The 13,825-nt window shown below is 56.2% G+C and carries 11 protein-coding genes; 2 read left to right on the forward strand and 9 right to left on the reverse strand.

All coding sequences use genetic code 11. The features are described 5' to 3' along the window. Nucleotides 1-3,233 (forward strand): YadA-like family protein (locus Q3970_RS08475; RefSeq protein ID WP_303100144.1); only part of this gene is annotated, 3,233 nt, incomplete at its 5' end. Nucleotides 3,234-3,289: 56 nt separating this feature from the next. Continuing rightward, on the forward strand, nucleotides 3,290-3,784 hold the full coding sequence (locus tag Q3970_RS08480) for an outer membrane protein assembly factor BamE (protein ID WP_303100145.1): 495 nt from the start codon (nucleotides 3,290-3,292) through the stop codon (nucleotides 3,782-3,784). 84 nt (nucleotides 3,785-3,868) lie between these two features. Here the strand turns inward: Q3970_RS08480 and pyk are convergent, their stop codons facing one another. The 9 genes from pyk to erpA form a co-directional block, all read right to left on the reverse strand. Beyond that, nucleotides 3,869-5,341 carry a pyruvate kinase gene (gene pyk / locus Q3970_RS08485; RefSeq protein ID WP_303100146.1) on the reverse strand — a complete coding sequence of 491 codons (1,473 nt, stop codon included), beginning with the start codon at nucleotides 5,339-5,341 and terminating at the stop codon, nucleotides 3,869-3,871. 332 nt (nucleotides 5,342-5,673) lie between these two features. After that, entirely contained in the window at nucleotides 5,674-6,339 is a 666-nt protein-coding gene (locus tag Q3970_RS08490) for an HAD family hydrolase (RefSeq protein WP_303100147.1), read from the reverse strand. Nucleotides 6,340-6,459: 120 nt separating this feature from the next. Next, nucleotides 6,460-7,878 carry a surface lipoprotein assembly modifier gene (locus tag Q3970_RS08495; RefSeq protein ID WP_303100148.1) on the reverse strand — a complete coding sequence of 473 codons (1,419 nt, stop codon included), beginning with the start codon at nucleotides 7,876-7,878 and terminating at the stop codon, nucleotides 6,460-6,462. A gap of 134 nt (nucleotides 7,879-8,012) precedes the next feature. Beyond that, nucleotides 8,013-8,822 (reverse strand): Slam-dependent surface lipoprotein, encoded by an 810-nt coding sequence (locus tag Q3970_RS08500; RefSeq protein ID WP_303100149.1) that lies wholly within the window; start codon nucleotides 8,820-8,822, stop codon nucleotides 8,013-8,015. 295 nt (nucleotides 8,823-9,117) lie between these two features. Beyond that, a complete protein-coding gene (locus tag Q3970_RS08505; RefSeq protein ID WP_303100150.1) occupies nucleotides 9,118-9,912 on the reverse strand; it encodes an ABC transporter ATP-binding protein in 795 nt (264 codons plus the stop codon). Next, on the reverse strand, nucleotides 9,909-10,814 hold the full coding sequence (locus Q3970_RS08510; protein WP_303100151.1) for an ABC transporter permease: 906 nt from the start codon (nucleotides 10,812-10,814) through the stop codon (nucleotides 9,909-9,911). Before Q3970_RS08510 ends, Q3970_RS08505 begins: the two co-directional genes overlap by 4 nt. Nucleotides 10,815-10,923: 109 nt before the next feature. Next, nucleotides 10,924-11,937: an ABC transporter substrate-binding protein gene (locus Q3970_RS08515; RefSeq protein ID WP_303100152.1), complete on the reverse strand. Its 1,014-nt coding sequence runs from the start codon at nucleotides 11,935-11,937 to the stop codon at nucleotides 10,924-10,926. A 361-nt stretch (nucleotides 11,938-12,298) separates the two neighbouring features. Further along, complete coding sequence (locus Q3970_RS08520; RefSeq protein ID WP_303100153.1) at nucleotides 12,299-12,967, reverse strand: hypothetical protein; 669 nt, start codon at nucleotides 12,965-12,967, stop codon at nucleotides 12,299-12,301. 450 nt (nucleotides 12,968-13,417) lie between these two features. After that, entirely contained in the window at nucleotides 13,418-13,756 is a 339-nt protein-coding gene (erpA, locus tag Q3970_RS08525; RefSeq protein ID WP_303100154.1) for an iron-sulfur cluster insertion protein ErpA, read from the reverse strand. Between the last annotated feature and the right edge of the window lie 69 nt (nucleotides 13,757-13,825).

A 13,825-nucleotide genomic window follows, 5' to 3' on the forward strand; every position in this document is an offset into this window, starting at 1 on the left:
CCGACGGCAACGAAGTCCGGTTTGATCTGGCCGAAGACCTGACCGTAGGCAGCGTAACCGCAGGCGACACCGTATTGAACGCCGACGGCGTTAAAGTCGGCGACAACGTAGCGCTGACTTCAGACGGCCTCAAAGCGGGTAACGTAACCGTTGACGCCGCCAGCGGCAGAATCAGCGGCGTAGAAGCCGGCACCGATGCCAACGATGCAGTCAACGTGGCGCAACTGAACGCCGCCGCCGCCGCCGCAACCAACAAAGTGGCAGCGGGCGACAACATCGAAGTTGGCGAAACGCAGAACGACGACGGCAGCACCACCTACACCGTGGCCACCGCCAAAGACCTGGTTGTAGACAGTGTGAAAGCGGGCGACACCGTATTGAACGCCGACGGCGTTAAAGTCGGCGACAACGTAGCGCTGACTTCAGACGGCCTCAAAGCGGGTAACGTTACCGTTACCGCCGCAGGCATTGACGCGGGCGGTAAAACCATCCGCAACGTGGCCGACGGTGCGGTTTCCGCCGACAGCAAAGAAGCCGTTAACGGCAGCCAGCTGTACGCTACCAACCAAAACGTTGCCCAAAACACCGCCGACATTGCAACCAATGCCGCCAACATCGCCAAAGGCATCAACATTGGCGGTACCAGCGGCAGCAACAACTACGCACTGGGCGACACCGTCAACATCAAAGGCGACGGCAACATCAGTAGCGAAACCGTTGCGGGCGGCGTTCAACTGAAACTGGCCGACAGCGTTACCATCGGTACGGACAACCCCGTCACCGTTGACGGTACCGCAGGTACGGTAACAGGCTTATCCAACACCGCCTTTGATGCCGACAACATCGTCAGCGGCCGGGCGGCGACCGAAGACCAGTTGAAACAGGTGTCCGACGTTGCCAACGCAGGCTGGAGCCTGACGGCGCAAGGTCAAAACGGCAGCAACGTGAAACCCGGTGCCACCGTAGACCTGCGCAACAATGACGGCAACATTGTGGTGGCCAAATCCGCCGATGCCGACACCGTAACCTTCGATCTGGCCAAAGCCATCAGCGTCGACAGCGTCACCGCAGGCGACACCGTATTGAACGCCGACGGCGTAAGCGTAGGCGACAACGTAGCGCTGACTTCAGACGGCCTCAAAGCAGGCAACGTAACCGTTGACGCCGCCAGCGGCAAAATCAGCGGCGTAGAAGCCGGCACCGATGCCAACGATGCAGTCAACGTGGCGCAACTGAACGCCGCCGCCGCCGCCGCAACCAACAAAGTGGCAGCGGGCGACAACATCGAAGTAGCCGAAACGCAGAACGACGACGGCAGCACCACCTACACCGTCGCCACCGCCAAAAATGTGGTTTTCGACAGCGTGAGTGCGGGTGAAGGTGCGAACCGTGTGGTATTGGATGATGCCGGCGTGAGCGTGGGCGGCAACACCTACATCACCGGCAGCGGCATCAATGCCAATAACCAGGTTATCCGCAATGTGGCGGCAGGCAGCATCGCTGCGGGCAGCACCGATGCGGTTAACGGCGGCCAGCTTTACAACACGGCAGCTTCGGTGGCCAATGTGTTCGGCGGCAATGCTTCGGTTAACCCGGACGGCAGTGTAAGCATGAGTAATGTCGGCGGCACAGGCGCGGATAACGTGAACGATGCCATCCAGATTGCCAACCAGGCGGCACAAGCGGCGGGGCAGGCTGCAGTTGAAGCCAAAACCACCGTGAGCGCAGGCGACAATATCGTTGTGGTGCAAAGCCCCAATGCCGACGGCAGCACCAACTACACGGTTTCTACCGCCAAAGATCTGACGGTAGACAGCGTGAAGGCGGGCGACACCGTGGTTAGCGGCAGCGGCCTGACCATTGCCGGCGGCCCGAGCGTAACCGCAGGCGGCTTGGATGCGGGCGGCAAGAAAATCACCAACGTAGCCGACGGTGAGATTTCGGCCACCAGCAAAGACGCTATTAACGGCAGCCAGCTGTATCAGGCTTACCAAGTGTTGGGCGGCAATAATTCGGCAGTTAACACGGTGGCCGCGCCGGCCACGCAAAACGCCGACGGCAGCACCACTCCGGCCGGTACCGTAGTAACCGTGGTAACCAATGCCGACGGCAGCACCGCCACTACTACCGAAACCAACCAAACCGTGGCGGTTTCAACCGATAAGGGCGGCAACCAATACACGCTGACCACCTATAACGTGGAAGGCCAGAATACTTACGTTACCAACGACGTGATTCAGGCAGTAGGTAAGATGAACGAACAGGGCATCAAGTTCTTCCACACCAACGACGGCGAAGTAGAACCGGTTGTCCAAGGGCATAACGATGTCGATTCAAGTGCTTCGGGTTCATATGCTACAGCCATCGGCTATCAGGCTTCCGCCAGCGGTAACAATGCGGTGGTATTGGGTAATACCTACACCGCTGCCGACGAAAACGGCAACACGGTAGAGCAGCGTGCCCAGGCTTCAGGCACCAACGCCATCGCTATCGGCTCCGGTGCACAGGCTACGGCCGAAAACACTATCGCCATCGGTACGGGCAATATCGTCAGCGGCCGTAATTCAGGTGCCATCGGCGACCCGAGCACGGTCAGCGGCAGCGGCAGCTACTCGTTGGGTAACAACAACATTGTCAGCACCGACAACACCTTTGTGGTGGGTAATAATGTAACGCAAACCATGGAAAACTCGGTTGTATTGGGCAACCGCTCGTCGGCAACGGCGGTTCACACCACCGCAAACGGCGGCAACTACACCTTCGCGGGTGCCAATGATGCCAACGTGGCCGGTGTGAATGATGTGGTCGGTGTGGTGAGCGTGGGCACTGAAGGTGAAACCCGCCAAATCCAAAATGTGGCCGCAGGCGTGGTATCCGCCACATCAACCGATGCCATCAACGGCAGCCAGCTGCACTACACCAACGAAGCCATCAACAGCGTTGCCAATTACACCGTTAACATGGGCAACCAGCTGAACCAGCGCATCGACGGTGTGGAAAAACGCTCCAACGCGGGTACCGCGACCGCCATGGCTGTGGCCGGCCTGCCGCAGGCCTACCTGCCCGGCAAGAGCATGGTGGCCGTTGCAGGCGGTACCTACCGCGGAGAAAGCGGCTATGCCGTGGGTTACTCCAGCATTTCCGACAACGGCAACTGGGTAATCAAAGGCTCGGCCACCGGCAACTCGCGCGGCCATTACGGTGCCACCGCAGGCGTAGGCTATCAGTGGTAAGCAGGCTTTCAGACGGCCTTGCCTGATAAGGCCGTCTGAAACATAAAGGAAACGATATGAAAACCAAAACCATCATTCAAACAGGCATCTGCCTGCTGGCTGCGGCCGTTTTGTCGGCCTGCGCCACCAAGAGCCGTGTGTCGAAAGACGGCACGACCGACAACCCCGTTTTCCCTTCGGTAAACAAAGTGTCTCCTTCGTTCAAGCATAAAAGGGGCACTTTCCCCACCGCCGACGAGCTGGAGCAAATCAAAGAGGGTATGACCAAAGACGAGTTCTACAAACTCTTGGGCCGCCCGCATTTCAACGAAGGCATGTTCAACGTACGCGAGTGGGATTATGTGTTCCATTTCCACACGCCGGGGCAGGGCACAAACGACGTAACCACCTGTCAGTTCAAAATCATTTACGACAGCAAAAAATACGCCCGCAGCTTCCATTGGAAAGCCGTCGATCCCGAAACCGCTTCCTGCCCCGTTGTGAAACCGGAGCCCGAACCGCAGATTATCGTGCGCGAAGTAGAAACTTCTACCAAGCGTATCCGCCAGTAAGCCCCGGTTCAGGCATTTGAAACGGCAAAGGCCGTCTGAAAAAATCTTTTCAGACGGCCTTCTTTTTTCGGGCGGCGGTCGGAGCTAACCGCGCACGGTGAGGATTTGCAGCATGTTGGTGGAGCCGGATTCGCGCATACGCGAGCCGCTGGTGATGATGTATTGGTCGCCGGCTTCGAGCACTTTGCGGTCTACCAGCATGGTTTCCACTTCGTTGACCGCCGTGTCGTGATCGGTGCTGGTGGCAATCATCAGCGGGCGCACGCCGCGGTACATCGCCATGCGGCGTTGCGCCGACAGGCTGGGCGTGAGCGCGTAAATCGGCAGCTGGATACTGTGGCGGCTGATTTCAAACGCGGTGGAGCCGCTTTCGGTCAAAGCCACGATGGCTTTGGCGTTTACCGCGCGCGCCACCTGCACGGCGCCGCCGGCAACCGCCAGGTTGCTGCTTACCGGCGCTTCGGCATGCCCTTCGCTCACGCCGTTGAGCGAATCCTGCTCGGCTTCGGCAGAAGCGCAGATCAGGGCCATATAGCGCACGGTTTCAAACGGATAGGCGCCTACGGCGGTTTCGGCGGAACACATCACCGCATCGGTGCCGTCGAGCACGGCGTTGGCCACGTCGCTTACTTCGGCGCGGGTGGGCACGGGGTTGGTGATCATGCTTTCCATCATCTGCGTGGCGGTGATGCTGAAGCGGCGCAGCTCGCGGGCGCGGCGTATCATGCGTTTTTGCAGGGCGGGCACGGCGGCGTTGCCCACTTCCACGGCCAAATCGCCGCGGGCGACCATGATGCCGTCTGAAGCCAGAATGATTTCGTCGAGGTTGGTAATCGCTTCCACACGCTCGATTTTCGCCACCAGCCCGGGGCGTACGGCATTGCTGCCCTGCATTTCGCGTTCGACCAGATCACGGGCGATCTGCATGTCTTCGCCCGATTTGACAAAGCTCACGGCCAGATAGTCGCAGCCGATGCCGACGGCGGTTTTCAGATCGCGGAAGTCTTTTTCGGTGAGCGCGCCTGCCGAAAGGCCGCCGCCTTGTTTGTTGATGCCTTTGTTGCTTTTGAGCGTGTGGCTGTTTTGCACGGTGGTGAGGATTTCGCTGCCGCTAACGCTGTCTACAATCAGGGTGAGCAGGCCGTCATCGAGCAGCAGCACGTCGCCCGCTTTCACGTCTTTGGGCAGATCGCGGTAGTCCAAACCCACGCGGTCGCGGCTGCCTTCGCCTTCCAGCCCGGCATCGAGCAACAGTTTTTCGCCCGCTTCGAGCTTGATGCTGCCGCCTTCGAGTTTGCCCACGCGGATTTTGGGGCCTTGCAAATCGGCCATAATCGCCACTTCGCGGCCGGCCAGTTTGGCGGCTTCGCGCACGATGCGGGCGTTTTCTTGATGGAATTCGGGGGTGCCGTGGCTGAAGTTGAAGCGCACGACGTTCAAGCCGCCGATAGCGATCATGTCTTTGAGCAGGTCGACGTTGTTGCTGCCCGGGCCGAGCGTGGCTACGATTTTGGTGTTGTGGCGGATGCGGGTCAGGTCGCGTTTGGAAGCACTCATAAAGGATATCCTTTCGGTTTTCTGGATATTGAAACTGATGCCCTGCAAAGGCATCAGGGTTGTGTTGGCGGTTTAATAATTGGCGTAGGATTGTAACCCGAAAGATATATGCTTGTCGGAAAATTACAGTTTTTTATGATTTAGGCCAAAGATTTCCGGTGCGGGCGGATGTGCGGCGCGGGCGGCGCGTATGCGGGAGTTTGAAAAACCTTCGGACAACTGGCTGTTTTGCATTTGAAACATATTTTCAAACAATATGTTCGAATAATGTTTGGCCGTCTGAAAGAATATTTCAGACGGCCGGGTGGATTTTGAAAAGGCACAGGCGGGTTTCAAGAGAGCAGGCCGGCCAAATCTTCGAGCGTATTCAGGCTGCCTTGGGCGCGGTATTCGGCGGGAAAGGCGGATTCGTCGGTGGGGTGGACGGCGTCGGGCATGCCGGTGATTCTCAAGGTTTTCCAGCCCAAGCGGTTGGGGGTGATGAAATCTTTGGCAGTGTTGTCGGCGATATAGAGATACTGTTTGCCGGGCCAGGCCGCTTCAACCTGCAAAAAGCGCTTTTCGTCGGGCTTGTCGGCACCGGCGGCTTCGGAAATCAGCACCAAGTCAAATTGTTCGAGCAGGCCCAATGCGGCGAGTTTCAGCCGCTGAGTGAGGCTGCGGCCGTCTGAAATCAGTGCGGTGGCACTGAACTGTGCCATCAGGTTTTTCAGTTGTTCCGAAGGCATGCAGCCTGCCAAATCGGGCGTGTGCAGGCGGTAGTGCCACAGCAGGGTTTGCTTTTCGGATGCGTTGAACCCGCAGCTGCCGCACAGTTGGTCGAGCCATGCGCCCGAAGTGTCCAAACCTGCAAACAGCCGGTCGGCATCGTATTGCGGATAAAGGGCGGCAACGGTTTTGCAAACCGAGCGTATGCCCGAAATTTTATAGCGGTGTTCGGGGTAAATGGTGTCGTCCAAATCCAAAACGAGCACGGTTTGGGCGGGCAGGATAATCATAATGGCGGTTTCCCTTTTTCTTTCGGCGGTAACAGGGCGGAACAGTGTTGTCCGGCACCGGGCGGGTTTTGCAAAGGTGCCGGGGTATGCCGGGCATACCCCGGGCCGTCTGAAAACCGTTTAAAACGATTTTTTCAAGGCCAGGCCGATTTCGTTTTGGCGGTAGCTGTGAAGCCAGTCTACATTGCTGTTGTTCCTGCGGTGTTTCAGGTTCAGCACGGGTTTCATGCCGGCAATCTGCCAGCGTTCGGCACCGACGTTGAGCAGGTAGATCTGTTCGTTGTCGCGGCGGCGCGCCTGCAGGGCGGCATCATGATCATCGTAGCTGCGGTGGCGTATAACGGCGATGGCGGCGGCATCGAATCCGCTGTCGAACACTTTCACCGCACCCGCCCTCAGCGAAGGCTGCCTGTAGGCATTGGTTTTACCGGAGGCGTTGCGCTGCTGCCAGTCGAGCCCGCCGAAGAGCATCACGTTGTTTCCGAAAGTGTAGGAAAGGGTGTTGTTTACCGACAGCATGTGGCCGTCTAAATTCGGATAGCCTTCGGTGTAGTTGAGCCGTTTCCATTCTATTTCGGTGTTCCAGCCCCATTTTTCAGTGTTTCTTTCCCAGTCGGCGCGCGCACCGTAGGCGTTGTATTCGGTTTTGCCGCCGCTGCCGTGCCATTCCCACAAGGGGGTGAGGGTGAGGGCGTGGCGGTGGTTTTCATATTGGTAGCCGGCGTTCAGGTTGAAAGTGTTGTCGCCGTATTGTTTTTTGTTGCGGTAGGCTTGGCCGTAGCCGATGCCGCGCACAAACAGGCCGTGGTGGCCGCTAATCTGCCAGCGGCGCGAAGCGGTGGCTTCATATTTCACGCCCATGCCCTTTTCGGGCGGGTTGGCCTCCCATTCGGCCGAGCACTCGCCGTCGATTACTTCGCCTACACACCAGCTGCCGCTGCCGCTTTCGTTGATGTTGCTGCTCCATACGGGGCCTGCCTGTATCGAACCGCGCCATGAATTGCGGTCGTTTAAGGCCGTCTGAAAGGTGGAGATGTTTTCTTTCACACTTTCGGGCAGGTCGGCCTGTTGCGCCACAATATTGAACTGCGATTCGGCTTCGCGGTTCAGGCGGCCTTCATACAGCAGCCGTGCCAGGTCGAGCCTGCCGCGTGTAAAGTCGGGCCTGCGTTGCAGCAGGGTTTCATAATTTTTTTTCGCCAGCCCCCATTCGCCTGCCGCGCGGGCAGTGGCGGCGCGGGCAAACAGGGCAAGGTCGGGGTCGTGCCCGGGCTGCCGTTCGTATTCGGCCAGAAGGGCGGTGGATCCGACCCAGTCGTTGCGGTTGACGGCATGATAGAGCGCCTCCCCGGCGTCTTGGAATCCGCCGCTTTTTGCCTGCCGCGCCTGTTGGGCGGCATCGGCTGCCTTAACTTTCTGCTCTTGGTTGCGCTCGGCTCGGCGGGCTTCATATCCGAGGCGCTGCCCGATGTTTTCGTCGGCAAGCACCGCCGCCGGGGCGGCGGCCAAAAGCAGGCACAATAGTTTTTTTGCAATCATTTCGGGTTCCGGGTTCGGGCGGAGGGCAGGCGGGCAGATAAAATTTTACGCCGCTTTGCCGGTTTTATTTTGCTGTAAAAATCCGCTTATTTGCCGTTACAAATAAGCGGATTGTTGCAGGGGGCGGTCAGCCCTTATTGTTTCACGCCGCCGAAAGCAGTGTTCAGGTTGCTGTTGGTTTTGAACTTGGCAACACCGGCCAGGCTCGAAGCGCCGGCACCGAAGAAGTTGCCTTCAACTTTGCCCACATGGTTGTTGGCGGTGGCAACGCCTTTGAACTCGGCATCTTTGGTGTCGATATATGAATTGATGTTCATATTAACCGAAGAGTTTGCCAAAGAGCCGGCTAAGGTTCTGGCGCCGAAATCGGCTTTCAGTGTGCCGGTCATCAGGTTGTTGCCGGCATAGTTGTTGATGCCTTTAACCGAATAGGTGGCAGTGCCTGCGGTGGGCATGTCTTTGGTGCGGGCATCGCCTGCGTAGTAAACAGAACGGTTGCTGCCGTTAACAATCTGGTTGCCGGTCCACTCGCCGTATTGAACGGTGGCGCCGCCGCTTTGGATGCTGTTGAAGTTGAATTTACCCAAATGCGCGCCGGTGGCCAGGTTTTTCGCAGCCACGGTTTTCACGCCGTTGGCATCGGTTGTTGCGGCTTGGGAACCCAGGGTTTTATAGGTGATGCCGGATTGGTTGGCAATGTTTTTCAGCAGTTTGCTGTTTACGGCTTCAGATTCGGCTTTGGGCAGGGCGGCTTTTGCAGCTTTGGCCTGAGCCTTGATTGCGGCTTTTGCAGCTTTTTCGGCGGCCTTGTCGGCGGCTTTTGCGGCTTTGGCTTCGGCTTTGGTCGCATAAACCGTGCCGTTGTAGTAATAATTGGCGTAAGCGCCGGAGCAGAGCATGGCGGCCATTACGGCAAATGCGGCTTTTTTCAGATTCGTTTTCATCACGGGACCTCTTTTGAGATAAATGCACACTCGAAATTTTATTTTTTTTGCGTGCGGGTCAAACAACAGGCATACGGCAGGAATACGGGCCGTATCATACATAACGGCGGCCTTGCAGAGGCAGAGGGCAGATGCCGTCATGGCTAGAATAAAATCTGAGAGTTAGGATTAAATTAGTTATATTTTAAATTCGGTAAATTTAACGCACTGTTTTTAAATGACAAAAAGATTTTTAAAGATAAAACAACACGGTTGGGTCGGAAAGCCGGGGCCTGTTTTCCTACCCCGCCCCGCTTCAATCCAGCAGCAAAGCATCGTCCGACACTTTCTCGCCGCGGGTCTGCTCGAACAAATCCAGCAGATCGGACACATCCATGCCCGCGCGCCGCTCTCCCGCAACGTCCAGCACCACTTTGCCGCGGTGCAGCATAACGGTGCGGCTGCCGTGGTCGAGGGCTTGGCGCATGGAATGGGTAACCATCATCACCGTCAGTTTGTTTTCGGCAATAATCCGGTCGGTCAGCTCCAGCACGAAAGCGGCGGTTTTCGGGTCGAGCGCGGCGGTGTGTTCGTCGAGCAGCAGGATTTTGCTCGGCTGCAAACTGGCCATCAGCAGGCTTACGGCTTGGCGCTGGCCGCCCGAAAGCAGGCCGATGCGGTCGGTGAGGCGGTTTTCCAAACCGAGTTTCAACACGGCGAGCTTTTCGCGGAACAGCTCGCGGTTGGCCTTGTTCAACGCAAACTTCAAGCCCCTCTTGCGGCCGCGCGAATACGCCAGCGCCATGTTTTCTTCAATGCTCAGCGCTTCGCAGGTGCCCGCCAGCGGGTCTTGGAACACGCGCGCCACCAAATGGGCGCGTTTGTGCGCGGGCAGGCGGGTAACGTCTTGGCCGTCGATATGAATGCTGCCGCTGTCCACCGGCAAATCGCCGCTGATGGCATTGAGGAAAGTGGATTTGCCCGCGCCGTTGCTGCCGATAACGGTAACGAATTCGCCGTCTTGGATGTGCAGGCTCATGCCGCGCATGGCGGGGTTTTCAATCGGTGTGCCCGCGTTGAAGGTAACTTTTAAATTATCGGCGCGCATCATGGTGTGGTTTTCCTTGTAAGCGAGCGTTTAACCGCCGGCAGGCGCAGGGCGATAACCACCAGCACGGCGGTAATCAGGTTCAAATCGGTCGGGCGCACGCCCAAACTTTGCAGAAATTCGTTGCCCAAGGCAAAAGCAATCAGCAGGCGGTATACCAGCGCGCCCACAATGGCAGCCAGCGTAATCAAGATAATGCGCTTACTGCTCAGCAGGTTTTCGCCGATAATCACCGCCGCCAAACCGATAACGATGGTGCCGATGCCGCTGGCCAAATCGGCGCTGCCCGTGGTTTGGGCGAACAGCGCGCCGCCCAAAGCAATCAGCGCGTTGGAAACCGCCATGCCGAGCACCACCATTTTCGAGGTGGCCACACCTTGCGCCTTAGCCATACGCGCGTTCACGCCGGTGGCGCGCATAGCCAAACCGGTTTTGGTGTTGAAAAACCAATCGAGCAGCAGTTTGGCGACGACCACGAAGCCGGCGATAATCAGCGGCTGTACCCAAAACTGGTTGCTGAAATCGGCGGCCACAAACGGCTCGAACACGCTCGGCGCGCCAATCAACGGGATATTGGGCGTGCCGCCGGTAATCCGCAGGTTGACCGAATACAGCGCCACCATCACCAAAATGCTGGCCAAGAGCGGCAGGATTTTCAACGACACATTCAACCACGCCGTTATCATACCCGCACAAGCGCCCGCCGCCGCACCGGCCAGGCAGGCCAGCCACGGGTTGACACCCGAACCCACGCATACGGCAAACACCACCGCGCCCAAAGGGAAGCTGCCGTCGGCAGTCAGGTCGGGGAAATCAAGAATGCGGAACGAAATCAGCACGCCCAGCGCCACCAGCGCATAAATCAGGCCGGCTTCGATACCGCCGAAAAAAGCAATCAAGCTCATGTTTGGTCAAACTTTCTTTCAGGTTGCCTGTGTTTTCAGACGGCCGTCTGAAAACACAATCAGCCAACCTTTGCGGTTGGCCAATCGTTTATCAAACCGAATCAAACGGTTACTCTTGCACTTCTTTAGCCTGTTTAATCAGTTCTTCCGGCAGGGTAATGCCCTCGGCGGCAGCGTTCTTTTTGCTTAAAAACAGGTCTAAAGTTTCCATACGGGCCGACGGGATTTCGCCCGCTTTCTTGCCGTTTAAGATTTGGAACACCACGTCGCCGGTTTTCTTGCCCAAATCATAATAGTTCACGCCCAAAGCGGCCACCGCACCGCGTTTCACGGAATCGGTGTCCGAAGCAACCAAAGGCTTTTTCATTTCCACGGCGGCTTTATACATGGATTCGTAAGAAGAAACCACATTGTTGTCGAGCGAAGTGTAAATCAAATCGACTTTGCCGTTTAAGCTGCGCGCGGCGGTAAGCACGTCGGAAGAACGCTGCGCGGGTGCCGCCACCACATTGATGCCTTGGGGCGTAAGCTTGGCTTTAAGCTGATCCAGCACGATGGTGGAATTCACTTCGCCGGGGCTGTACACATAACCCACGTTTTTCACCGCAGGCACGAGCTTTTTCATCAGATCGATTTGCGGCTCCAGCGGCAGCTCGTCGGAAACACCGGTTACATTGGTGTTGGAAGCCTCCCAACCCGGCACCAGCTTCGCCGCCACGGGGTCGGTTACCCCGGCATAAACAATGGGAATGGTTTTGGTGGCTGCTACCACAGATTGCGCGCTCGGCGTGGCAATCGCCACAATCACATCGTGGGTGCTGCCGGCAAATTTCTTGGCAATCTGCGCCGCATTGGCGGTGCTGCCTTGCGCGCTTTGAAAATCAACCGTCAGGTTTTTGCCTTCTTCGTAACCCTTGCTTTTCAATTCGTCGATCACCCCTTTGCGGACGGCATCCAAGGCGGGGTGCTCCACAATCGCCGTGATGGCTATTTTTTTATTGCCTGCCGCAGCAGCGGTGCCCGACGCCGCAGGCGCAGCGGCTTGCTCGGCGGGGGAACAGGCGGCCAGCAGCAAAGCGGCTGCAGCGCCTAAAACATATTTTTTTGCGGGTTGGTGGTTCATTGGAAGTTTTCCTTATTGATAAAGCTAGGCACGAACTGTGTAATGGTATTTTAATTTTTTTAAAAAATCACCGCCCATATCGGTATACGCCGGCAAACCTCTGTGCCGGTAATGATTTAATAGTTCAAAAATAAATATATTTTGAATTTAAATTTCAAATTTAGTTTTATTTTTTAGATAAAAAAGTAATTATAGTTTTTTTTGAAGGAAATGATGGTTATCTTTCCAATATATCCGACCAGCCCGTTTCCGCAATACGGGATAATATTGGGAGCCATGGTCGAAACTGCTGCAAACCAAATGCAAAGGCCGTCTGAAAAGCTTTTCAGACGGCCTTTGCGTGAATTTTCAGCCAATCCGGTTATTTTCCCGACTGGCCGAGAAAGTAGCCTGCTGCAATTAAAACAACCACGATAACCAAAACGATGCCGCCGGTAATCAGGGCTTTGTCTCCCCTGAACCACAACATCCAACGCGGCATGCCGAGTTCCTGTTCCATTTTCTCTTCCAGCTCCGCCCGTATCTGTTTGCGCAGGCGTTTTTCTTCGGCCAGTTTTTCCAGCTGCATACGGTGCGCGATTTCCTGCTGCCTCTTGTGCTCGAAAGCCACTTTTTCTTCCCACTCGATGCGTTTGCGCCCGATAACGGTTTCGGTTGCGGTTGCAAAGTGCAGGCGGCAGGTGGGGCATTCTGCGGTTTCTTCGGGATCGTCTATCATGGTGCGGCACACCGGGCACTGGTCGACGATGGGCTGAACCTGTTCTTCTTCTGCAGCATCGTCGGGCACCAGCTCGAGAGAATGGCGGACAATCACATCCAGCCCCAGGTAGCTGAAATATTGCTGGGCGTTTTCGCGTTCGTCTTGGGTGCAGTTTTCCGCAATAATGGCCTGAGGGCGTTCGGCCAGCGCCTGAATCAGATCGTTGGCTTCATTTTCCGGCAGGTTGTCGAGCAGGCAGGCATTGATACGCCCGTGGTCGATGCCGGGCGGATAAGAAACATATACGTCATAAAATTTCTGTTGGCTCATAGGGTTCCGTTAAGTCTATTTAAAGCCGGTGCCGGATATTCCGGATTTTTCAGTCTGCGGCAGATTTGTTGTTTGCTGTTGACTGCCTGTTTTTCAAAATACAGCGTTAAGGTTAAGCAATTGCCGGAGCTTTGTCAGCAGGATGTATACAGACGGTATTTATTTGCGACCGAATAAAGTTGGGAAGGTTGTTTTACCGATACATGTTTTCGGCAGGCGGGCGGCGTATCCCGGTAAACGCAAATGCCGTCTGAAACAGTTATTATGCCCCTCGGAGCGGAGCCGCCCTGTTTCAGGCCGCGCTTCGGGCTTCCAAACGGAAATTTAAACTACATAAAACTAAATTTCAAGCACTTCGGTTTAATAAAATCAATATAACACTATAAAGTTGCCCCCCCCCTGCAAATTTTGAAATAAAATGGCGGAGGGAGGGCGGTTCGGTTTGCTGCATCAAACGGAAAACGACGAACCGCAGCCGCAGGTGGTGGTGGCGTTCGGGTTGCGGATAACGAATTGCGAACCCTGCAGGCTTTCGGTGTAGTCGATTTCGGCGCCTACCAGATATTGGTAACTCATGGGGTCCACCAAAAAGGTTAAGCCGTTTTTTTCAATTTCGAAATCATCGTCGTTTTTGATTTCGTCGAAAGTGAAACCGTATTGGAAGCCCGAGCAGCCGCCGCCGTTCACAAAAACCCGCAGTTTCAAATCGGGGTTGTTTTCTTCGGCGATTAAGTCGGCCACTTTGGTGCAGCAGCTCTCGGTAAAGATGATGGGGGTTTCTTCTGACATGATGTGTTTCCTTAAGTTTGTGATAGTTTGCAGCTATTGTCGCGCAAACAGGCTGCTTAAGCAAGTTAG

Origin of the sequence: Neisseria sp. (assembly GCF_030530745.1) — a bacterium.
Classification (GTDB): domain Bacteria; phylum Pseudomonadota; class Gammaproteobacteria; order Burkholderiales; family Neisseriaceae; genus Neisseria.